Raw genomic sequence first — 21,994 nt, 5'->3', positions numbered from 1 at the left:
TCCCAGCGGCAAGTCAAGCCCCGTGGGCGTGACAAACAACTCAATCTGGTCGCGCGACAGATTCCAATGATCAATCGCCAATGAACCCGCAACAGACTCGTCCAAATCCGTGCCAGGATGCAGGCGCGGAAGCAGGATCGTGGCCCGCAAATGCTGGACCAGCTTGGCCTTGCAGGGTTTGGTGTCGGCTTTCATTCGCCCTCCCCGGACGTATGGCGCGAATCGCGGCGTTGCTTCGGTGCGCCATTAGTATTCTAAGAAAATACATATTGTATATAGAAAAGAATCGTGCAGCATAGACTATTGACTACGTAAAACTGAACGGAACACCCGATGCGCCAACCGCGCCACATCACCTTCATTCTGGTCGAGGAATTTTCGCACCTCGCCTTTTCCTGCGCGGTCGAGCCACTGCGGATCGCGAATCTTGTCAGCGGCGAGAAGCTTTACGAGTGGAGCTTCCTTTCCGAACATGGCGAACAGGCAGTCTGTTCCAACGGGTCGGTCACGCTGGTGCATGGCGGTTTGGATGTGTTGCCGAAGACCAATCAGCTGTTCGTGCTTTCCGGCATTAATATGCGAAACCACGCAACGCGGTCGTTGCTGGCAACGTTGCGGCGTGAGCGCGCGAAGGGAACGGCCCTTGGCGCGTTATGCTCTGGTGCCTGGCTGCTGGCCGAGGCGGGGTTTCTGGACGGGATGCAGGCGGCGATCCACTGGGAATACCATGATGCGTTCATGGAGGCGTTCCCCGAAGTGAATCTGGTGCGCAGCGTCTTTGTAGCTGACGAAAAGCACATCACGGCCTCGGGCGGAACTGCGACCGCCGACCTGATGCTGCACCTGATCGAACGCGACCACGGTGAAGAACTGGCCATCGCAGTTGCAGATCAGATGGTCTATAACGCAGTACGCAATGCCACTGCGAAACAGCGGGTGTCGCTACAGTCGCGCAACGGGATGCGAAACGCCCATCTGGCCAAGGCGATCCACATCATGCGGGATTGTATCGAAGCACCGGTGTCGCCGTCGCAAATCGCCGAAGATCTGGGCATATCGACCCGTCAGCTGGAACGGTTGTTCGGCAAATACCTGAACTCTTCGCCCAAGAAGTACTTTATGGAATTGCGCCTGGAGCGTGCCCAAAAGTTGTTGCTGCAAACCGAGGCGTCAGTGACCGAGGTTGCCATGGCTTGCGGGTTCGAAAGCCCCGGGCATTTTTCGCGGGTTTATCGGTCCAGCTTTGGCGTCACGCCACATGCACAGAAAAGCAAAATTGACTGAGTGTCAGCGGCGGGGGGAGCTGCTCTGTCCGTCGGCGAGCCCGGCTGGTCAGGCGCTCACCCCCTGGTCCCGCTCGTACCCCCTCGTTAAATTCAAACTCGTAAACTGATCAGCAGGATTAAGCATTCATAGATGCCAAAATGGGCATAACTATTACAAGATCGTGTCAGATATATGTAGGTTTTGGCCTAACTTAGCGTTGCTGCCCTAATTCAGGTTGAGCAGAAAGCCCCCGCAGACAAACTGCTGCGCAGGTCCCGAGCCTACTTATGTTTGCGTTATTACTTGCTTTGTGTCATTTTTATTTAGCCAATAAAGGGACGATTTCTGCAAATAATGGCGTTAAATCGCAACCGAATTTCTTTGAGAGTTTCCAAGTCCTCATCAGGAGTTAACGTTGGAGGACGCATATGAATTTGGAATCCCACGAAGCCGCAGTGGAATTTGCGCCGCGTATTATTTCTATTGCGAAGCGCGAGCGGCAGATATGTCAGGCGTCCAAAGCTGCTGAAGCCGCGTTCGAACGTATCGCCGGTGCGGCTACTAGTGGTGTTGCGGTGCATAGCGAATTGCAGGGTCGGGTGTTTTCCATCTTCCGCTGGTATTTTCTTTCGGCCTTTTGCACGCGCCTGCTGACGGATGCCGGGCATCGGCTGGAGCATCAAACCCTGCAGGTGTCGGTGGACATCTTCAGCGCGGTCAAGATGGTTCTGACGGAACGTGAGATCGAACGCTCGATGGCGCTGGTCAGTATCGAGCGCACGTCCCCCACGGTGGTACGGGCCAATGACATCGGTAGCCGGGGGCACACCGTGGGTTGGGTCGCCGCCGGGTTGCATGAAAAGGGTCGGGATTTCCCGGACGAGATTCAAAACGCCCTGGCCGGTGCGCTGGCGGCGTCGGCCCGGATCAACTGACGCTTCAGTGGGGCTGCCCCCACGTCAGGACCTGACTGCACAGTTTACACAACCACAAATCCTTGCGTACGATCCGGTTGAATTCTTCCGATGGATTTAACGCAAGGGTTTGATGCGATGTCAGAAACACTGGACCTGCATAAGTTTGAAAATCTAAGTCCTTTCCAGATAAAAGACGAACTCATCAAGCTGGCCGAGAAAGAGTCGCGCCAGATGGCATTGCCTTATCTGAATGCAGGACGAGGCAATCCTAACTGGATCGCCACAAAAGCCCGTGAGGCGTTTTTCCTGCTGGGCCAGTTCGCAATGACCGAAGCGCAACGTCACCGCAATGAACCGCAGGTTGGGCTGTCCGGGATGCCGCAGGGGCCGGGGTGCCATGATAGGCTCAAGGCGTATTGTGTGGACTCAGTTGATAAGAACGGCCCTCCGGGCGCGGATACTCTGGCCGCCCTCGTGGACTTTGCGATTGAGAAATTCGGCTTCACGCCGGACGATTTCGTGCTGGAACTGACCGACGGCGTCGTAGGCGACCACTATCCGATGCCGGACCGGTGCATGAAGCACAACGAAGCGATCGTCCATGAATACGTGATGTGGGCGATGTGTGCGGGGCATCGGCCCAACGCAAAGTTCGACATCTACGCGGTCGAAGGTGGCACCGCCGCGATGTGCTATATCTTCAAGGCGCTCAAGAACCAGCGACTGCTGAATGCGGGTGACACCATCGCCTTGGGCACACCGATCTTCACGCCTTACCTGGAAATGCCGGTGCTGGAAGATTACGGGTTGAACGTGGTGGATGTATCCTCGGAAGAGGAGGACCATTTCCAGCTGACCGATGACGATCTGGAGCAACTGTCTGACCCGAAAGTCAAAGCGCTGTTCCTAGTGAACCCGGGTAACCCGTCCTCGGTCGCGATCAGCTCCGAGGTGATGGCCCGGCTGGTCGAGTTCGTCAAAACACGCCGTCCGGATCTGATCATCCTGACTGACGACGTCTATGGCACGTTCATTCCGAACTTTCAGTCTGTGATGGGGCATCTGCCTGAGAATACAATCGGGGTCTATTCTTTCTCCAAGTATTTCGGCTGCACCGGCTGGCGGCTGGGCGCGATTCTGGTGGCCGAGAACAACATCTTCGACAAGATGATCGCCGAGGCCCCGGCCGAGACCAAAGCCGTTGTGAATGCGCGGTACGAGACGCTGACCCCGGACCCGGACTCGTTCAAATTTATCGACCGGATTGTCGCCGACAGTCGTGACGTCGCGCTGAACCACACGGCGGGCCTGTCGCTGCCGCAGCAGGTGATGATGACACTGTTTTCGCTGGTGGAACTGATGGACGAGGACAAAGGCTATCAGAAGTTCTGCTGGGGTATCCTGAAGCACCGCTTTGATGAGTTGGTTGATGGGATGGGCATCGAGGTCCCCGACAACCCGCTGTTCGACCGGTATTACGGCATCATCGATTTCGAGTACTGGCTACGCAAATATGTCGGCGAAGAGGTGGTCGAGTGGATCAAGGAAAACGTCCACCCGTTGGATATTTCCTTCAAGCTGGCGCAGGACCACGGGATCGTGCTACTGAACGGATCGGGTTTTGATGCCCCGAACTGGTCGGCGCGGGTGTCTTTCGCCAATCTTGATGACAGCGCCTATTGTCAGATCGGACGCGCGGTGCGGGCTGTGGCCATTGGCTATGTGCAGGCCTATCGCGCCTCGAAAGGCTTGCCGCTGCACGGCTAAGGCGGAACTGCGGAGAGGCTGCTGCTTTGGAACTGATCGGGTCGATCTTTGGTCATCATCCCGCCCTTGCTCTGTTCTGCAGCCTCGCCCTTGGCTATGCGCTAGGCAAAATCACCGTCGGTTCGTTCACCGTTGGTTCGGTGGCGGGGTGCCTGCTGGCTGGCGTGTTGGTCGGGCAGACCGGAGTAGTGGTGTCGGATGATCTGAAACAGGCTTTCTTTCTGCTGTTCCTGTTTTCCATCGGCTACCGAACCGGGCCGCAGTTCTTTCGATCCCTGAACCTGCATGCTTTACCACAGATTGCCGTCACCGTGCTGCTGTGTGTTGTGGCGCTGGTCGTCGCCCTGCTTTTGGCCACGCTGATGGGGCTGTCAGTGGGGATTGCAGCGGGTCTTTTGGCGGGCGGTGTGACCGAAAGTGCTACGCTGGGCGTGGCCATTGATGCCTTTGCCAAAACCGGGGCGGACGAGGCGGCGCAGCAGATTTTCGATGGAGAGATCGCCACCGGTTTCGCCGTGGCCTATTTCGTTGGCGTGATCGCCACAATCTTTTTCCACACTCAACTGGCCCCCCGGTTCTATGGCCGGTCGCTGAAAGAGGCCTGCGCGGAACATGAGGCCGAGCTGAACAACAACGGTGCCCCTATGGTGTCGGAACATCGCGACTTTGAGGCGCGCGCCTATCGCATCAATCCTGAATTTGCCGGCCACAGAATTTCCGAGCTTGAGGCCCGCGTGCCGGACCATGTCCGCGCCTATTTCGACCGGGTGCGGCGCGGGGGCAGAATCCTGCCAACCTCGCGCGATATGGTGCTGCAAGAGGGCGACATCGCCGCCATCGCAGGCGTGCGGTCCTATCTGATCGATCACACCGCCATGTTGGGGGAAGAGGTCGAAGACCCCGAACTTCTCGATCTTCCGGTTCAGACCAATGATATCGTCGTGACCAATAAAGAGGTGGTCAACCAAACCCTGGCCGAACTGTCCGCCCGCCCCGAGGCGCGCACCATCTATCTGCGCGGTATCATGCGCAGCGGTGAGCGGCTGCCGATCTTTCGCGGCGTGACCCTGCACAAGGGCGATGTGCTGACCGTATCGGGCACCCGCAGCCATATCGAAGATGCCGCCAATCGGTTGGGCTATCTGGATCGCGAAGCCAACAAGACCGACATGGTCTTTGTGGCCTTTTTTATCCTGCTGGGTGGGCTGATCGGCATCCCCGCGCTGAAGTACGGCGCGATTGAGCTGGGTTTGGGCACTTCAGTCGGGGTGCTCTTGGGTGGTCTGGTGGCGGGGTGGCTGCGCTCGACCCACCGGACATTTGGCTTTGTGCCCGAGGCGACGCTGTGGATCTTCGACTCGCTGGGGCTGTGCGTGTTTGTGGCTTGTGTGGGCATCACCTCGGGCCCCAGTTTTGTCACCGGAGTGATGGAAAGCGGGCCGTCGCTGATCTTTGGCTCGGTCGCTATTGTGCTTTTGGCCCACGGGTCCGCGGTTTTTGTGGGCCGCAAGGTTTTTGGCATAAACGAGGGCGTTTTGGCCGGCACGTGCTGCGGGGCAGGGACGTCGGCCCCCGGTCTGGCCGCCGTGCAAGAGGCCGCGCAAAGCCAGGTTCCGACGCTGGGCTACGGCCTGGGTTACGCTGTCGGCAACGTGCTGTTGGCCTTGTGGGGTTCGGTCATCGTGATCCTGCTGATGTAGCCTAGGGCACAAACGCTACGACCAGCGGCCCCCACAAAGTCAGGAAGATGTTCGCCACCGCATAGGTCATGGTGAAGGCAGGCGTCGGGGTCGCGTTTCCGGTCTTTTCCAGCAGCGTCGCAAAACCCGGATTGCCCGAGCGTGACCCGGTCACCACCGCGCAGGCCTCGACCGGGTTTTTGATGCGCAGCACGAAATAGTTGATCGGGAACTGAACGATCATCGGCATCAGCGTGACGACCACGCCCAGCAGCAACAGGGTAATGCCGTATTCCTGAATCGCCTCCAGCGCGGGCTTGCCTGCGTTCAGGCCAACAACTCCGACAAAAACAGCCAGACCAAAGCTCTGCAGGAAATTCGCGGCACCCCGGTTGATCCCACCGATCTTGGGCCTCCGGATACGCAGGTATCCGATGATCAATCCGGTCACGAGGCAACCAAGGCCCGACCCCAGAGCCACTTTCGTGCCCGCGATGACAAAGCTGATCTCGCCGATCAGATAGCCGACGGCCACACCGATCCCCAGCGCAATGAAATTCGTGACCGAGGCCGAGGGCGGCACATAGCCTGCCACTTTCGACACCCGGTTCAGATCGTCCTTGTGGCCGACGATTGAAACCTCATCGCCTGCGTGGATTTCGGTGTTGTGCAGGACGGGCACGTCATGACCCATGCGCGTGATCTTCGAGATATGGACCCCGCGCCGCTGATCCGCTGTCAGTGCCTCGCGCAGTTGTGACAGGGTCTTGCCCGCCAGCTTGCGGTTGGTGATGACGATGTTGCGGCGTTCTTCCACAACGGTCAGTTCGGGCGGGTATTCTCCAATCTCCCCACTTGCGGTGCCCTCGAACTGTGTCAGTGTTGCAACCAGCGCCGACACGACGATTACGTCCCCGGCGTTGACGACAGTTTCGGGCGTCGGATCAACCGGGGCGCCGTTTTGCAGCACCTTCTCGACGATCAGATCGCCGTCGTATCCACCCTCAATCGCCTTCACCGATTGGCCCGCAATTGAGGCGTCGTTATTCACCTGATAGGCGCGGGCATCGAAGCGGTTCATCGGAAGGAACTCGCCTTCCTCCAGCTTGCGGCCACCACCGCTGAGTTTTTGGGCCAGCTTGATCGCCTCTTGCCGCAAGTCGACGCGCATGATGATCGGGATAACACTGACGGCAAGGATCGGGCCGATCGAGCCAAAGATATAAGTGACTGAATACCCCACCGCGATGTTGGTCTTGAGCTTTTCGGCCTCATCCGCGGCCAGTCCCAACAGGTCGATGGCGTTGCCGGCAGTGCCGATGATGGCCGATTGCGTCAGGCCACCAGCGGCCAGCCCCGCCGCCAGCCCTTTGTCCAGACCGGCCAATCGAGCGACGACGATGACAAAGAACAGCCCCCAGAGGGTCATCAAGAACGCGGCCAGCAGCTTGGTCAGGGCGGTTCGGTTCAGGGCCGCAAAGAACTGCGGCCCGCCATTATAGCCGACCATGAAGATGAACAGCGAGAAAAAGACGTTCTGAACATCGGTACTCAGGTTGATGCCGCCGATCTGACCTACGAAGACCGCCACCAGAAGGGTCCCGGCGATACCGCCCAGTTCGAACTTTCCGACCCGGAACTTGCCGACGCCATAACCCAGACCCAGACAAAGAAACAGCGCCATGATCGGAAAGGCGCGAAGCTGTTCTGCGATCAATTCCATCTCAAATTCTCCAGGTTTCAATTCTGGCCTTAATGCCGCCGTGAAAGACGTCTCAGTACGCTGATAAATCTTGGAAATTCAGACTACCTGCATCGCGCTGCGCTCAGGTAAACATCGACTTCGTGTTCTGTCAAATTGTCCCCTGAGAACCAGCGCGCACGGACCGCTAAGACTTGAGCAATACGTCCGGCCCTGCGTCGTTGCCCGCTTGTAAACTCTGTGGATGTGGGGTTGGGTTGACTAATTCTACAAATGAGGCTCCGTCCATGGTGGCCATTTCGGTGAAGGTGTGATGGCATAAGCAGTTCCGATTTTGATTTCGGGTGCACATGTGCCGGTTGCGCTGCTTCTGTAGCGATTGCTGGGCCGGGCCAGCCACCTGTTGACCTTGGTCGATCAACTGAAATACCCAATTGCTGCAGCCAGCCGTTTGGACATCGGGTATCACCGCATCCCAGCCTTCACGACGGCACAGCTCCGCAGTGCTGACCTCGCCCTTCAGGCCGCCCCACCGATCCTAATCTTCTCTTCAATCGAATACTGTTTGCGCATCGCACGGCGAATGTCTTCAACAACTTTCTCGTCGTGGCTCGGCTGGGCTCCGGTCATGCGCTAAGTTTGATCCACTGGATCAAACGCTTAACGCTTTGACTCATCTCATCTCCACTCCTTGGCGGTTGCAATGAGCCAGAAACCCTCTGTTGTCATATCAATCTAAACTGTCCCATTGGCACTGACGTCAGACAGTCAGGTCCCAGGCCGGAGGAGGAACGGTTGTTTGACGGCCTCAAGCATGAAATCGAAGATCACGGCTTGTTTGCTCCTGCCGGGCAAGTGTTTTTCCATGGTCGAGCTAACGACAATTGTCCGCTCAAACACTGAACCCGTCTTTTGTTTCACCTGGCCCAGTCCCCTGGCATCAGGCCATTGACGTGTTGGTCATCCTTCAAATTGGAACTCACCCCGTATCTGGTCTGGTTTTTATGCGACTTTTCGGGGTTCGGTTAGTTGGGCCGCAAATTCCCTCGGCGTCAAGTTTCCGAGCGAAGAATGCGGCCTGTTTTCATTGTAATCATGCCTCCAGCTGTTGATCCGGGCTCGCGCGTGATCCGTTGATAAAAACCATGACGCGTTTTAGCATTCTGTTGGCCAGAGACGGCTTTGAGGTGAACCACAAGAAGCTGTTCCGTCTGTATCGCGAGGAAGGGCTGGCGGTGCGTCGCAGACGGTCGCGCAAGCAGGTATTGGGCACGCGCAGGCCTGTTCTCGTGCCGGTTCGAGCCAACCAACGATGGTCGTTGGACTTTGTGTCCGACGCCTTCGAAGACGGTCAGCGGTTGCCGGGTATTGTGTATCGTGGATGATTGCAATCGAGAGGCTTTGGCAACCGTCATGGATCGCTCGTTTTCTGGGGCGCGGATGACCCGTGAACTGGAGGAACTGATCCGCCGGCGCGGCCAGCCGGACATGATCGTCTCTGGCAATGGAACGGAAATGACATCTCACGCTGTCCTGAGGTGGTGTCAGGATACTGGCGTCGGCCGACATTACATCGCGCCTAGGGTCAGGACCCATTGATTTCCGTCGGGCGGCGTGATTCATCGTTCGAAAAACGAACGGTGCCATGTCTGATCTTTTCTGGCTGAGCAATGCGCAGATGGCGCGTCTGGAGCCCCATTTCCCTAAGTCCCACGGCTAGCCACGGGTTGATGTCGGGCGTACGTTGATTGGGATAATCTTTATTAACCGCAATGATTTACGGTGGTGGGACGCACCCAGGGAATACGGGCTGCACAAGACGCCGTACAACCGCTGGAAGCGATGGAGTGACAAAGGCATCTTTGCCCAGATGCTGGTTGGCCTGCCTGCTCAGCATGGCGAAGAACGAACGGCCAAGATCGATGCAACTTATCTGAAGGCCCACCGTACAGCGTCCAGTTTGGTCGTCAAAATGGGGGGGCGGTCGCCTAATTGGCAGAACCAAAGGCGGCCTGAACACCAAGTTGCACGCCATCTGTGACAGCACGGGGCGACCTTTGAGCCTCTTTGTTACCTTCGGGCCGGTGAGTGGCTACATCGGGGCCAAGGTCCTTTTGATCAGCCTGCCAAATGTCGACTGGCTGCTCGGAGATCGAGGTTACGACGCCGATTGGTTCAGAGACGCACTGAAAGACAAGAGGAACCGCGCCTGTATCCCCGGTCGGAAGCAACGCAAGGCCACTGTGAAATTTGACAAACGCCGCTACAAGCAGCGTAATCGGATCGAGATTATGTTCGGCAGGCTCAAGGATTGGCGGCGTGTAGCAACCCGGTACGATAGATGCTCAAAGGTCTTTCTCTCAGCCATCGCTCTCGCCGCAATCGTCATATTTTGGCTATGAAACAAGAACGAGTCCTCACCCTAGGGGGGGCTAATTTGCAAAAAAGCGAAACTAAACTACGATAATGCCGCATAGAACTGATTGTCGAACGTATTTCTTGAAGGGCGGCGTGCTGGCATGTTTCAATTTTGGGGCCAACCTGGCGCAGTAAGCCGCTGGCCCAGAGGACGGGAAAGCTTGGCCTTCCCGCTATTGTTCACAAGGTGCGCCAATGCCCGAAAAGGGCAAAAAACAAGCGCCACGGACGACCAACATGGAGATATCAGATGAAAAAAATTGCAATGCTACTGGGAGGCGCATCGATGGCGGTCGCCGGGCCAGCAATGGCTGCGGATATCGTGATCGGTGTGCCGAACTGGCCGTCGGTGAATGCCACGGCCCATATTCTGAAGGTGGCGATCGAACAGAACCTCGGGCTTGAGGTCGAGCTGCAGAACGGAACCAACCCGATCGTGTTCGAGGCGATGGATTCCGGCGCCATGCATGTCCACCCCGAGGTCTGGATGCCGAACCAGCAGAACCTGCATGATACCTATGTCACCGACAAAGGTACCGTTGCTTTCAACCCCAACGGCGTTGAGGCGTTTCAGGGCATGTGTGTCGACAAGGCGACTGCAGATGCCAATGATATCCGCTCGATTGACGATCTGACCAACCCCGATATTGCCGCGCTGTTCGACAGCAATGGCGACGGTCAGGGTGAGGTCTGGATCGGCGCGCCGGGCTGGGCCTCGACCAATGTCGAGAAAATCCGCGCCAAGTCCTATGGCTATGATCAGGTGATGGAACTGACCGAGATTGACGAGACGGTGGCCTATGCCAACCTCGACAACGCGATCAAGGCGGGCGATCCGTGGGTCGGGTTCTGCTACACGCCGCATTATGTCTTTGCCCTGCATGACATGCAGATTTTGGAAGAGCCGGCCTATGACGCGTCCAAGTGGAACGTGTTGCAGCCCACCGACGATCCGGATTGGCTTGAGAAATCCGAGGCCGGTGTGGCTTGGGATTTGGCCTATCTGCACCTGCATTATGCAAAAACCCTTGAGGATGAGTTCCCCGAAGTTGCCCAGCTGCTGGCGAACATGAAACTGGACACCGATACGGTTTCCGCCATGACCTATGCGCTAGTGATCGAAGGCAAAGAGCCCGCCGCCTATGCCGAGGAATGGGTGGCAGCTAACGAAGATGCTGTTCTGGATTGGATGTCTCAGTGATTGACGCCAACCGGAATTGAAAACCGGACAGGCCGTCGGACATGTCCGGCGGCCTGTTTTGCATCAAAGGGACAAAAATGATCGAAACAGTCGTAAAACTGACGGATGTGTGGAAGATCTTCGGGGCGCGCGCCGAAGAAGCCATGGAAGCCGTGCGGAGCGAAGGCATTGGAAAGCCGGAAGTTCTGGAGAGATTCAATTGTGTCGTGGGTGTGCAGGGGGCCACCTTCGAAGTGCCGCGGGGCGAGATTTTCTGCATCATGGGCCTGTCGGGCTCGGGCAAATCCACGCTGGTGCGGCACGTGAACCGCTTGATCGAACCAACCTCGGGCAAAATCGAGATTTTGGGCCATGACGTGTCGAAGATATCCGAAGCCGAGCTGCGCCGCATTCGGGCGCAGCAGATCGGGATGGTATTCCAGCACATGGCGCTGATGCCGCACCGCTCGGTGCGCGACAACGTGGCCTATCCGCTGGAAATTCGCAGAGTGTCCAAATCCAAGCGCTGGGCGGTGTCGGATCACGCGCTGGGTCTGGTGGACCTGACCGGTTACGAAGATCGTCTGCCCAAAGAGTTGTCAGGCGGGATGCAGCAGAGGGTGGGGATCGCCCGCGCGCTTGCCTCAGACCCGGAAATCCTGCTGATGGACGAGCCGTTCTCGGCCCTTGATCCGCTGATCCGTCTGCAATTGCAGGACCAGTTCAAGGCGCTGGTGGCGCAGCTGCAGAAGACTACGCTGTTCATCACCCACGATCTGGACGAGGCCATCCGCATCGGTCATCGCATCGCCATCATGAAAGACGGTGTGATCGTGCAGATCGGCACACCGGAAGACATCGTCATGAACCCGGCGGATGACTACGTGCGCGAGTTTGTTCAGGGCATCTCGAAACTGAAACTGGTCAAGGCGCATTCGATCATGGAGCCGATGGGTAGCTATTCCGGCCCGCTTGATGGCGCGCCGCGCGCGGATGAGGGGGCGGATCTGGATCAGCTGATCGATCTGGCGGTGAATACCGATATGCCGGTCGTCATCACCGATGCAGGCAGCGACGTTGGCATCGTGACCAAGCCGCGTCTGCTGCGCGGAATTCAGGGAGGCAAAAATGACTGATGCAGCAATGGAAATGAAAGTCACGGCCGCCTCGGATATCGAGGTAGACCGCGAGGCGCTAGACCAATCCATTCACGAATTTGTCGGCCCGAACGGTGACTACTACGTCACCGCCTTCCACAAGATCCACGATGCCACCAGCGCGGTGCCCAACACGTTCAACATCTGGGCGGCGGTGCTGGGTCCGTTCTGGTCGGCGTCACGGGCGATCTGGGGGATGTTCTGGACCTTCCTGATCCTGGAAATCATCGCCTGGGTTCAGATCGGACGTGGGGCTTGGGGCAATCCCGGTGCTGATCTGGCCGAACGCGCCGAACGTCAGCAGACCCGAGCCAACGAATTGTTGGAACGCGCAGCAGCCGCAACCGAGCAGGCCGACATAGACCGGTTCAACCGGCTGGCCGAGAATATCCAGAAGGCGGCGGACAACAGTCTGGCGCAAGCTCAGGCGGCTCAGGCCGAGGCATCGGGGATCATGATCACCGGGCTTCTGATGTTGTTGGTGTTCAAACTGGCTCAGGGGTTCTATGCGGACCGGGTCTATGAAAAGCAGTACTCGAAATGGCGGATTGATCCGACCAGCACCGAAAGCGGCCGGTCCACGCGGAACACGGTGCTGGGCGCCGTTCTGGTGGCCGCGATTGCACCGCTGATTATCTACAAGTTCACGGTGAACGCGTCGTTGGCAATGCTGGATGCCTTCCCGGAACAAGAGGTGTCTGCATTGATACTGGGTGAGGGCGAGGGCACGATCTTCTCGAATCTGGCCAGTTGGATGGAGGCGCAGATCGACGCCGCCGCCGCCGCAGGGGGCGATGTGTTTGACGGTATTGTCGCCGGTGTCCGCTCGGTTCTGGATGCTTTGACGATCGCTCTGATTGGGTCTCCGTGGCCGGTGGTGATGCTGGTCATCTGCGTGACTGCATGGCGCGCGGCTGGACCGCGCGTGGCGATCTTCACCGCGTCCTCGCTCGCCTATATTGCCCTGCTGGGCTATTGGGACGTGGCGATGGAGACGGTGGCCTTAGTCGGTGCCGCAGTGTTGCTGTGTGTGGTGTTTGGCATCCCTCTGGGTATCTGGTTCGGGAAATCTCAACGCGCATACCGCGCGGCGGAACCGGTGCTGGACCTGATGCAGACGCTGCCAGCTTTCGTCTATCTGATCCCGATCATCGCCTTCTTTGGCACCGGTAACCCGCCGGGCATTCTGGCCACGATCATCTTTGGCATGCCGCCGGTGATCCGACTGACAGCGCTTGGGATGCGCGGGGTGCCGGAAAGCATCAAGGAGGCCGCAGTCGCCTTTGGGGCATCCAAGTGGCAGCTTCTGAAGGATGTGGAAATTCCACTGGCCTTGCCGTCGATCATGACCGGGGTGAACCAGACCATCCTGATGTGCCTGTCCATGGTGGTGATCATCTCGCTGATCGGCGGGGGCGGTCTGGGCAAGGAAATCCTCGAGGCGCTGCAATACGCCGCCAAGGGACCGGGTCTGCTGGGTGGCTTTGCAATCCTGTTCCTTGCCATGGTGATGGACCGGATCGTTCAGGGCGCCTTCCGGCGAGAAGACGAGAAAATCTAAACAAACCCGCCCCCGGTTGCCGTCGGGGGCGTTTTTCTTTGAACGGGGAAGACCATGACCGATCGTTATGAACAGTCCATGATGGACAATCTTTATTGGTGGGGCGTGCCCACCTTGTTTCGCTGCCCCAATGTGGGCCCTGAGGGTCAGGATATTGCGCTGGTGGGTGTGCCGCATTCCACAGGCAACGGCACGACCGAGCGGGATCAGCATCTGGGCCCGCGTGCCCTGCGACATGTCTCGGCCGTGCAGCGCCGGGTGCATTCGGTGTTCGGGATCGACCCGTGGAACAGTGCGAAAATTGCCGATGTGGGTGACGTGCCGTTTCCGCGTGCGAACGACAACGAAGACTGCATCGAACGCATCACGGCCTTTTACAAGGATATCGACGCAGCAGGCGCACGACCGGTCTCGGTTGGCGGCGATCACTCGATCACCGGCGGGATCGTGCAGGCGCTGGGCAACGGCAAGCTCGCGGGCGGAGAACCGGTCAGCTTCCTGCATCTGGACGCGCACACGGATGTGTTCACCAAGGTCGACCACTTTCTGGGCGCCAAGAAATCGGCGGCCCATTGGGGGGCGTACCTGGCGGACCAAGGGCAGGTCGACCCGACGCGATCCATGCAGATCGGTCTAAGAGGGCATCCGCGCAGTCTGGATTGGCTGCAACCGTCGTATGACTATGGTTACAACATCGTCACCATGCGCGAATTCCGGCAGCGCGGACTGGAGGACGTGGTGGCGCAGACCAAAGAGGTTCTGGGCGACCGTCCGGTCTATATTACCTTCGATCTGGATTGCCTCGATCCGACCGTTGCGCCTGCCGTGTCCAATCTGGAACCCGGCGAAAAAGGCTTCGACATTGATGAGGCGGTCGGCATTCTGAGGGCTGCGCGGGGTCTGAATATCGTGGGCGGAGATGTCGTCTGCATGATGCCCACCAAGGACAGTCCGAACAACATCACCGCGCTGACAGCAGCAGCGGTGATGTTCGAGATGATCTCGATGATCGCGGAAAACGTGGGTTAGCGCCGCGCATCCACGGCCTGTGCCAACACGCAGAGCAGTTCGAACATCAGCGAGATGCCCAGCCAGGCCGTGCCGCCCTCGGGATCGAAAGGCGGTGCGACCTCGACCAGATCGGCGCCAACCAGATTAACGCCTGCCATCTGGCGAATGATCTGCTGCGCCTGAAAGCTGTTCGGGCCGCCTATTTCGGGCGTGCCGGTGCCGGGGGCATAGGTCGGGTCGACGAAGTCGATATCATAGGTGCAATAGGTGGGCGCGGTGCCGACGATGCTGCGCACCTCGGCCATAACGTCGTTGATACCCCGATCAAACAGTTCCTCAATCCGGATGATGCGGATACCCTGCGCCTCGCCCCATTCGATGTCTTCCGTGTTATAGGCGGTGCCGCGAATGCCGACCTGAACAAAGCGTTTGGGGTCCACCAACCCTTCCTCGACCGCGCGGCGGAATGGGGTGCCGTGGGTGAATTTGTGGCCGCCGAAGTAGGTGTCGAACAGATCGGTGTGGCTGTCGAACTGGATCAGCCCCAGCGGGCCGGATTTGGCCAGCGCACGCAGGACGGGCAGGGTGGTCAGGTGATCGCCCCCGGCGGTCAGAGGGGTGATGCCGCGCGCTGTCAGCTCGGCGTAGAAACTGGTCACCCGGTCCAGTGTATCCTGGATATCCACCGGGTTCGGCGCGACATCGCCCAGATCGGCGCAATTAACCATCGAAAAAGGCGCAACCCCGGTCACCGGGTTCATTGCGCGGATCATCGTCGAATAGTCCCGCAACTGACGTGGCCCATGTCGGGCGCCGGGGCGGTTGGTGGTGCCGCCGTCCCACGGGATACCGACCAGACCTAGCTCAACCTCTGCAATACGGTCGTGGTCCAGCGTCAGGCTGGGTAGGCGCATGAAGGTGGGGATACCAGCAAACCGGGCAAGCTCCATCGCCGATACCGGCTGAAAAAACGAATTGGTCATGTGGTTCCCCCTTGCTGACTCTGGCGCGAGCCTAGCGGCAGTTTCGTGACTTGGAAATGGGATGGTGCACTTAGATCAGGATGCGAAAGCGCCTGCGGATTTCGGCGTCCTGCGCGTCGGTCAGGTATTTGGGGTGATGGGTGGCCAGAACCTCTTTGGCTTTTTCACGCGCGGCAGACCACGCGTCGGTTGCGCCTTCCTCCTGCCAAGTCCGGGGTTCATTCCGGTCGGCAAGGGTTGGATAGAAATAGTCCCGCTCCATTGCGGCATAGGTGTGGGCGCTGCCAAGGAAATGCCCATCCCCCAGAACCGACTGACAGATTGCGTCAAAACCCAGGTTTTCCTCGGTCACTTCGATCCCACGCAAGGCCCGGTAGGTGTGAGAGTGCATTTCGTCGTCCAGAACAAACGCTTCGAAACTGGCCCCCAGCAGAGATGCCGTCATACCTGAACTTTCATAGATCAGGTTGCCCCCGGCCAGCGCGGCGGCCAGAGAGGTTATCCCTTTCTCAGCACCATATTGCGCGTCGATGGCTTTGGCGTCCGTCATTGAGGCAGCCACGCCCGAGGGCAGACCCAGCCAATTGGTAATCTGTGCCGAGGCTGCATTCAGAATGGTGGTTTCTCCGCTGCCGCCAGCGAAAGACCCGGTGCGTAGATCGATGATGAACGGCCAGTTGGAAAACACCATCGGAAAACCGGGCTGAATCGCGTTGACCATCACAAGGCTGGCCAGCGTTTCTGCCAGAGACTGTGCCAGAAACCCGGCCAGAGTGGCGGGGGCCGTCGCGCCGGCCTGCGCGGCAGTGATGCAGGACATGGGGATGTTGTGGGCAACGCATTCGTAGACCACGTCCACCGCATCCTCACCATAGCGCAGCGGAGAAATCACCGGGCTGATATGGGCCTTCAGGAAGGGCCGCTTGGCGAATTCGCCCGGTCCACCGGCCACGATGTCCAGCATCTCGACGATGGGCGCGACGTTTTCAGCCAATGTAAACGAAGTGGCCACCGGTTTGGTGGTGTTGCGCACCAACGCATAGGCCGTGTTGACGTCCAGATCGCGTACATCGGGTACATCGGTCGCCACGCAGCAGCGGGTAAACCAGCTAACATTTGCCAGAGTGTCCTGCAACCGGGTGAAGTCGTGCAGATCGACCAGCGTGGAAGGACGATAGAGCCCGCTGTCGATATCCAAGGTCTGCACGGCGGCGCCTCCGGTGCCGAAGTATACGCGGTCCCCACCCACCTGAATGGCGCGGGTTTCGTCCCGGCCGTGAAAAGTAAATGTCTTGGCGGCGCTCTGGATCGTGCGCTCTACCATCTCGCGAGGAAAGACCAGCCGATCCTGTTGACCCGGTTGCGCGCCCGCCGCCTGCAGGTCAGCAGCCAGCCGATCCGGCACGTTGCCCATGCCAAGCGTCTCTAACAGGCGCAGGGCCGTGTCGTAGATTTTCTCGATCTCAGATGGCGTGAGAGGTTGGAATGTGCCCCCCTTTTGACCGGGCGGGCAGGGATCGACCACAGGTTTGGCCGCGCGCTGGGTGTGCCGTGCCCGCCGACCGCTTCGTTTGCCACCTTCCGAGGACATCCCAATCCTTTCCCGCAATTCCTTCGGGCACACTAAGCGGCAACTCTGCCCTGCCGCAAAGGGGAACTGCGAATATCAGAATCCTCAATCGCAGTTTCGATTTTTCAATACAGTCACTGCCCATATTGTCGGCTTGGTCCATTCTTCCGCAAAACTTGTCCCGGGTCAGAGGGAGCAGAGCCAATGAAGTCGCGCACCAAAGTTGTTGTGATCGGAGGCGGGATAGCCGGTTGTTCGACACTGTATCACCTGACGCAAGAGGGGTGGACGGATGTGGTTCTGGTCGAGCGCAACGAGCTGACCTCGGGCACGACATGGCATTCTGCGGCGCAGGTGACGAACTTCGGCATGAACCAAACGATGGTGGGGCTGAAGTCGCACTCGATCCGGCTGTACAAGGAACTGGCCGAGGACCCGGATTATCCGATCAACTACCACCACGGGGATGGCGGCATCCGTCTGGCCAATACCGAGGCGCAGATGCAGGGCTATCGCCATTTCGCCTCGATGGCGCGCGGGATGGATGTGCAGTTCGAAGTGATCGACGCCGAAGAATGCGCCCGCCGCCACCCGCTGATCTCGACTGAGAACCTGATTGGCGGTTTGTGGGACCCGATGGATGGGGATATCGACCCGGCGCAGCTGTGTCAGGCGCTGGCGCGCCGGGCGCGCAAGGCCGGGGCTGAAGTGTACCGCAACACGCCTGTCGTTGGCTTGACCCAACACAGCGACGACACCTGGACCGTTCACACCGAACATGGTGATATCGACTGCGATATCGTTGTGAATGCCTGCGGCTACCGGGTGAACGAAGTCGGCGCGATGATGGGGGTGCATCATCCGGTCTCGTCTATGGAGCACCAGTATTTCCTGACCGAAGAAATCCCGGCCATTCGGGATGCGGGCCACAGGATGCCTCTGCTGCGGTGCCCGATCAGCGACTACTATTGCCGACAGGAAAAGAATGGGTTGCTGCTAGGGTTCTATGAACAGGATTGCAAGACATGGGGCATGGACGGGATTGATCCGAATTTCGTCAACGCCCTTTGCCCCGATGATCTGGATCGGGTGACCGATGTGCTGGAGGGCGCATTTGCCCGGATGCCCGCATTGATGGAGGTCGGGGTCCACACAGTCGTCAACGGGCCGATAACCTATACGATCGACGGTGCACCTCTGGTCGGACCGATCCCGGGCAAACGTAATGCGTTCTGTATCATTGGCCTGCGCGCTGGGCTAGGTGAGGGTGGCGGCCACGGCTGGCTGCTGGCCCAGCAGATCGTGCATGGCGAAGCGTGTTATGACACGTGGTGTCTCGATCCACGCCGGTTCACCGGCCATGCAAATGTGGAACTGACGGCGCTGAAGGCCATCGAAGATTATCAGAACGAGTTCCGCTTTCACTTCCCGCACGAACACCGCCCTGCCGGACGGCCGGCGAAGACAACGCCTCTGACCCCCATTCTGGCCGCTGAGGGCGCGGAGTTCACCGTGGTCAATGGGTGGGAGAGGGTGGAATACATCAAGCCCACCCCTGATTTCTCACCGTCCCTCAGTTTCGATTTTGACGAAACATTCGATCTGGTCGCGGCTGAGGTGGCCAATGTGCAAAACGGCGTCGGGTTGGCCGAAGTGAACGGGTTCAACCGGATCGAGATCACTGGCGCGGACCGGCATGTTTTTCTGGGCCGAATGTTCTGCGGCACCATCACGCGGCGCGATGGTCGGGTCGGGCTTGGCTATCTGCTGAACCACCATGGCATGATCAAGGCCGAAGCAACAATTGCCAACCTGCCTGCCAGCGACCGGGGGCCGGACCGCCTTTGGTACGGGTCCGCCGCGGCCAGCGAGTTTCATGACATGGATTGGTTGACCCAGCACTTGCGGGCCGACGAGGACGTGCAGTTGCGCAGCCTGACCAACGACCAGACCATTCTGGTGCTGGCCGGGCCCAAGGCGCGCGATGTCCTGTCCGCCTGCGCGCGCGGCGACTGGTCCGCCGAAGCTTTCCCGTGGCTCAGCGTGCGCGAGTGCTTCGTCGGGATCGCCCCGGCAACGGTGATGGGCGTCAGTTTCTCGGGTGAGCTGGCTTATGAAATCCATGCCCCCAACGCCTCGCTCTATGCCGCCTATCTGGCGTTGCGGCAGGCCGGAGAAGCCCATGGGCTGAAACTGTTCGGTGCGCGGGCGGTGGAGTCCATGCGAATGGAAAAGAGCTTTCTGCATTGGAAAGCCGATCTGATCACGGAATTCGACCCGTTTGAAACCGGCCTCGACCGCTTTGTAAAACTGGAAAAGGGTAACTTCATCGGACGAGATGCCTTGTTGCGGCGGCAGGCCGGGGGGTCACGTAAAAAGCTGGTCGCCTTGCAAACTCACGCCACGCAGCAACCTGCCCATCCCGGGGCGTCGTTGATGCAGGGCGAACTGGTCGTGGGTACGATTACCTCGGGCGACTGGGGGCATCGTACCGGCCTGAACCTTGCGCATGGGTTCGTGCGGCCCGAACTGGCCGATGTCGGGACCGAGATGGAGTTGGATTCCTGCGGCCTGCGCGTGCGTGCGACAGTCATACCGCCATCGCCTTATGATCCGAGCTTTAACCGTATGAAAGCTTGACCCCTCAGCCAACTTCACCATTGCCGTTTGCATCAATCTTTGCTTGGTTTGTTTCGAAGAAATCGAAACAACGGGTGTGCGGTGTCCAAATCTCTGAGCCTTCGCTGGCTGGAAGTCTTCCGACTGGTCGCCAAATCGGGATCGATCCAACAGGTCGCGTCGGAAACGGGGCTGTCGATCAGCACCGTCTCAAACCATCTGCGCAGTCTTGAGGGTGCGCTGGGCGTTGATCTGGTCGATCACGGCCGGCGTCCGATGGGGCTGACTCCGGCGGGCGAGGTGTTTGCACGCTATGTCCGCGATGGGCTAACGGTGCTGAAGCGGGGCGAGGCTGAAATTCGTTCCGGCAACTGGAAGCACGCAACGGATCTGCGGCTGGCCCTGATCGACGACTTCGACAACCAGATCGCGCCGGACCTGTTCCGTTTTCTGGCACAAGCTCTGCCGCGCTGTAGCTTTCGCCACTACACGCGCCCCAGTCATGAGATCATCACCAATCTCCAAGAGCATAAGCTGGACGCTGGGGTCGCTACGCGCCCCTCGGATCGAACCGAGGGGCTGATCGAATACCCGCTGATGCGCGACCCATTTATCGTGATCCTGCCCAACACGTTCCGCGGCGAACCCGAAGACCTGCTAAAGCCGGATGCTGAATTACCCCTGTTACGCTATTCGCGGGACTACATGATCGGTAAGCAGATCGAAATTCAATTGACCCGCAGCAAATACAATCTACCCAACCGGTTCGAAATGGAGTGTAACCAGTCGATCATCGGTCTGGTAGCCGAGGGCAGCGGCTGGGCGATCACGACCGCCGCCTGTTTCCACCGCGCGCAAAGGTTCCATGACAGCGTCCGGGCGCTTCCGTTCCCGGGGCGAAACTTCGTGCGCACGGTGTCCCTGTTTACGACCGAGGTGTACCCCGAGACGACCTCGAAGCTGATCCAGAAGGTAATGGCTAAGCTGATCCGGCAGCATTTCACCGACCCGATGTGTGAGGCGCATTCCTGGTTGAGGGATGATTTCCGCACCATGGAGGCCGAGGCCGCTTAGGCGCTGGCCGGCGGTCCAAAGGATTGACGCTCGACGATATGCGTGGCCAGTCGCGTGCCACTGTTCGGGGTCCGGTTTTCCAACATATCAATCAGTGCCTGCGCGGCCCGGCGGCCCATGTCCCGGTGTGGCACATGTACGGTGGTCAGCGCAGGTGTGGCGATCCGGGCCAGCTCGATATCGTCAAACCCGGTGACGGACACATCCTTTGGCACGTTCAATCCCATCTCGCGCGCCCGGTGCAGCGCGCCGACGGCCAGCACGTCGTTTCCGCACAGGATCGCTGTGGGTCGGACGCCCTGTGACATCAGCTTGGAAAACGCTTCGGCACCGTTTTCGATCTGGTAGGGGGTTTCGAGGATCGTCAAATCCGATGACGCAAGGCCGTGTTGCCTGACTGCATCCTGTATCCCCTCGACCCGCAGACGTGCTCGGTCATTGCCTGCGGTGATACCGGAAATCACGCCGATCCGTTTGTGACCCAGCCCGATCACACGGTTTGCCAGCTCGGCCATCGCCGCGCGATTGTCAAAGCCGACCGAGGCAACCTGTGCATCTGCCAGAAAAGACCACGCGATCATCACCGGGATGTTGCGGCGCGCGAGGCCCTCGTAAATCTTCGGATTGCGGTCATGTCCGATCAGCAGCACCCCATCCGCACCGCGCGCAACCAAAGTCCGGATCTGCTCTTCTTCAAGGGCGGGATCATAGGCCGAGCTTGAGACCAGTAGCGTGTAACCGCGCTGATGCAGTTCTTCCTGAAAGGCTTGCAGACCCCGTGCAAAGATTGCGTTCTCCATGGTGGGAATAATCGCGCCGATCGTCCAGGATCGCTTGGCCGCCATCACACGCGCGGCAAAGTTCGGCGTGTATCCCAGCCTGTCCACTGCTGACAAGACGCGCTGACGCGTCGCCTCAACCACCCGGTCGGGATCATTCAGACAGCGCGATACGGTCGCTGTCGAAACGCCAGCCATTTTGGCGACATCATCCAGTGTGGGCGCGGATCGAAGTTTCGGCATTTTCAAACCTGAGATTTGCTTTTGCCAAAAAGCCTAACCTCAAGTGAAACTTAAGAAAAGTGGAAATG

At 58.8% G+C, this 21,994-nt stretch carries 14 protein-coding genes and 5 pseudogenes; 12 read left to right on the top strand and 7 right to left on the bottom strand.

The window, feature by feature from the left end; translation table 11 throughout:
• Positions 1 to 195 (bottom strand): annotated as a pseudogene (locus tag ACR0KW_RS20635) (hypothetical protein); the annotation flags it as partial.
• Between the two features lie 138 nt (positions 196 to 333).
• Here ACR0KW_RS20635 and ACR0KW_RS20630 point away from each other — a divergent pair.
• The 4 genes from ACR0KW_RS20630 to aspT (ACR0KW_RS20615) all read left to right on the top strand — a co-directional run bounded on the left by ACR0KW_RS20630 (position 334) and on the right by aspT (ACR0KW_RS20615) (position 5,650).
• Positions 334 to 1,284 (top strand): GlxA family transcriptional regulator, encoded by a 951-nt coding sequence (locus ACR0KW_RS20630; RefSeq protein ID WP_480806676.1) that lies wholly within the window; start codon positions 334 to 336, stop codon positions 1,282 to 1,284.
• A gap of 410 nt (positions 1,285 to 1,694) precedes the next feature.
• On the top strand, positions 1,695 to 2,201 hold the full coding sequence (locus ACR0KW_RS20625; RefSeq protein ID WP_480806675.1) for a hypothetical protein: 507 nt from the start codon (positions 1,695 to 1,697) through the stop codon (positions 2,199 to 2,201).
• A gap of 117 nt (positions 2,202 to 2,318) precedes the next feature.
• Positions 2,319 to 3,950, top strand: a complete 1,632-nt coding sequence (locus ACR0KW_RS20620) for a bifunctional aspartate transaminase/aspartate 4-decarboxylase (protein WP_480806674.1) — start codon at positions 2,319 to 2,321, stop codon at positions 3,948 to 3,950.
• A 26-nt stretch (positions 3,951 to 3,976) separates the two neighbouring features.
• Entirely contained in the window at positions 3,977 to 5,650 is a 1,674-nt protein-coding gene (aspT, locus tag ACR0KW_RS20615) for an aspartate-alanine antiporter (RefSeq protein ID WP_480806673.1), read from the top strand.
• Between the two features lies 1 nt (position 5,651).
• Here aspT (ACR0KW_RS20615) and aspT (ACR0KW_RS20610) read toward each other — a convergent pair whose 3' ends face one another.
• From aspT (ACR0KW_RS20610) to ACR0KW_RS20600, 3 genes and pseudogenes are all read right to left on the bottom strand, one after another.
• Entirely contained in the window at positions 5,652 to 7,352 is a 1,701-nt protein-coding gene (gene aspT, locus ACR0KW_RS20610; RefSeq protein WP_480806672.1) for an aspartate-alanine antiporter, read from the bottom strand.
• Positions 7,353 to 7,809: 457 nt separating this feature from the next.
• Positions 7,810 to 7,961, bottom strand: a pseudogene (locus tag ACR0KW_RS20605) (IS3 family transposase); the annotation flags it as partial.
• Between the two features lie 396 nt (positions 7,962 to 8,357).
• Positions 8,358 to 8,486: pseudogene (locus ACR0KW_RS20600) on the bottom strand (integrase core domain-containing protein); the annotation flags it as partial.
• On the opposite strand from ACR0KW_RS20600, the pseudogene ACR0KW_RS20595 reads away from it, so the two are divergent.
• The 6 genes and pseudogenes from ACR0KW_RS20595 to ACR0KW_RS20570 all read left to right on the top strand — a co-directional run.
• A pseudogene (locus ACR0KW_RS20595) lies at positions 8,483 to 8,912 on the top strand (DDE-type integrase/transposase/recombinase); the annotation flags it as partial. The pseudogenes ACR0KW_RS20600 and ACR0KW_RS20595 sit on opposite strands and share 4 nt — an antisense overlap.
• Before the next feature lie 64 nt (positions 8,913 to 8,976).
• A pseudogene (locus tag ACR0KW_RS20590) lies at positions 8,977 to 9,733 on the top strand (IS5 family transposase).
• Positions 9,734 to 9,999: 266 nt separating this feature from the next.
• On the top strand, positions 10,000 to 10,950 hold the full coding sequence (locus ACR0KW_RS20585; RefSeq protein ID WP_480806671.1) for an ABC transporter substrate-binding protein: 951 nt from the start codon (positions 10,000 to 10,002) through the stop codon (positions 10,948 to 10,950).
• A gap of 77 nt (positions 10,951 to 11,027) precedes the next feature.
• Positions 11,028 to 12,065, top strand: a complete 1,038-nt coding sequence (locus tag ACR0KW_RS20580) for a quaternary amine ABC transporter ATP-binding protein (protein ID WP_480806670.1) — start codon at positions 11,028 to 11,030, stop codon at positions 12,063 to 12,065.
• Positions 12,058 to 13,647 carry an ABC transporter permease gene (locus ACR0KW_RS20575; protein WP_480806669.1) on the top strand — a complete coding sequence of 530 codons (1,590 nt, stop codon included), beginning with the start codon at positions 12,058 to 12,060 and terminating at the stop codon, positions 13,645 to 13,647. The genes ACR0KW_RS20580 and ACR0KW_RS20575 overlap by 8 nt, the downstream gene beginning before the upstream one ends.
• A gap of 54 nt (positions 13,648 to 13,701) precedes the next feature.
• Positions 13,702 to 14,676: an arginase family protein gene (locus tag ACR0KW_RS20570; protein ID WP_480806668.1), complete on the top strand. Its 975-nt coding sequence runs from the start codon at positions 13,702 to 13,704 to the stop codon at positions 14,674 to 14,676.
• Here the strand turns inward: ACR0KW_RS20570 and ACR0KW_RS20565 are convergent.
• Entirely contained in the window at positions 14,673 to 15,641 is a 969-nt protein-coding gene (locus ACR0KW_RS20565) for an agmatinase (RefSeq protein WP_480806667.1), read from the bottom strand. The two genes, ACR0KW_RS20570 and ACR0KW_RS20565, sit on opposite strands and share 4 nt — an antisense overlap.
• Positions 15,642 to 15,711: 70 nt before the next feature.
• Entirely contained in the window at positions 15,712 to 17,232 is a 1,521-nt protein-coding gene (locus ACR0KW_RS20560; protein WP_480806666.1) for a trimethylamine methyltransferase family protein, read from the bottom strand.
• A gap of 183 nt (positions 17,233 to 17,415) precedes the next feature.
• On the opposite strand from ACR0KW_RS20560, the gene ACR0KW_RS20555 reads away from it, so the two are divergent.
• Both ACR0KW_RS20555 and ACR0KW_RS20550 read left to right on the top strand, forming a co-directional pair.
• Positions 17,416 to 19,851, top strand: a complete 2,436-nt coding sequence (locus tag ACR0KW_RS20555; RefSeq protein WP_480806665.1) for a GcvT family protein — start codon at positions 17,416 to 17,418, stop codon at positions 19,849 to 19,851.
• An 81-nt stretch (positions 19,852 to 19,932) separates the two neighbouring features.
• Positions 19,933 to 20,904: a LysR family transcriptional regulator gene (locus ACR0KW_RS20550; protein WP_480806664.1), complete on the top strand. Its 972-nt coding sequence runs from the start codon at positions 19,933 to 19,935 to the stop codon at positions 20,902 to 20,904.
• On the opposite strand, the gene ACR0KW_RS20545 is transcribed toward ACR0KW_RS20550, so the two are convergent.
• The gene (locus tag ACR0KW_RS20545; RefSeq protein ID WP_480806663.1) at positions 20,901 to 21,926 is read right to left on the bottom strand and encodes a LacI family DNA-binding transcriptional regulator; all 1,026 of its coding nucleotides are present in this window, start codon (positions 21,924 to 21,926) and stop codon (positions 20,901 to 20,903) included. The genes ACR0KW_RS20550 and ACR0KW_RS20545 overlap by 4 nt on opposite strands.
• Positions 21,927 to 21,994: the final 68 nt, after the last annotated feature.

The sequence above is a fragment of the Ruegeria sp. CG11 genome, from assembly GCF_056537245.1.
This window is presented reverse-complemented; position numbering and strand designations above follow the sequence as displayed.

What these genes read in the sequence shown, in the direction of transcription:
- ACR0KW_RS20630 (WP_480806676.1), top strand. Translation starts at nt 334, where the DNA reads ATGCGCCAACCGCGCCACATCACCTTCATTCTGGTCGAGGAATTTTCG.
- ACR0KW_RS20625 (WP_480806675.1), top strand. Translation starts at nt 1,695, where the DNA reads ATGAATTTGGAATCCCACGAAGCCGCAGTGGAATTTGCGCCGCGTATT.
- ACR0KW_RS20620 (WP_480806674.1), top strand. Translation starts at nt 2,319, where the DNA reads ATGTCAGAAACACTGGACCTGCATAAGTTTGAAAATCTAAGTCCTTTC.
- aspT (WP_480806672.1), bottom strand. Translation starts at nt 7,352, where the DNA reads ATGGAATTGATCGCAGAACAGCTTCGCGCCTTTCCGATCATGGCGCTG.
- ACR0KW_RS20585 (WP_480806671.1), top strand. Translation starts at nt 10,000, where the DNA reads ATGAAAAAAATTGCAATGCTACTGGGAGGCGCATCGATGGCGGTCGCC.
- ACR0KW_RS20580 (WP_480806670.1), top strand. Translation starts at nt 11,028, where the DNA reads ATGATCGAAACAGTCGTAAAACTGACGGATGTGTGGAAGATCTTCGGG.
- ACR0KW_RS20575 (WP_480806669.1), top strand. Translation starts at nt 12,058, where the DNA reads ATGACTGATGCAGCAATGGAAATGAAAGTCACGGCCGCCTCGGATATC.
- ACR0KW_RS20570 (WP_480806668.1), top strand. Translation starts at nt 13,702, where the DNA reads ATGACCGATCGTTATGAACAGTCCATGATGGACAATCTTTATTGGTGG.
- ACR0KW_RS20565 (WP_480806667.1), bottom strand. Translation starts at nt 15,641, where the DNA reads ATGACCAATTCGTTTTTTCAGCCGGTATCGGCGATGGAGCTTGCCCGG.
- ACR0KW_RS20560 (WP_480806666.1), bottom strand. Translation starts at nt 17,232, where the DNA reads ATGTCCTCGGAAGGTGGCAAACGAAGCGGTCGGCGGGCACGGCACACC.
- ACR0KW_RS20555 (WP_480806665.1), top strand. Translation starts at nt 17,416, where the DNA reads ATGAAGTCGCGCACCAAAGTTGTTGTGATCGGAGGCGGGATAGCCGGT.
- ACR0KW_RS20545 (WP_480806663.1), bottom strand. Translation starts at nt 21,926, where the DNA reads ATGCCGAAACTTCGATCCGCGCCCACACTGGATGATGTCGCCAAAATG.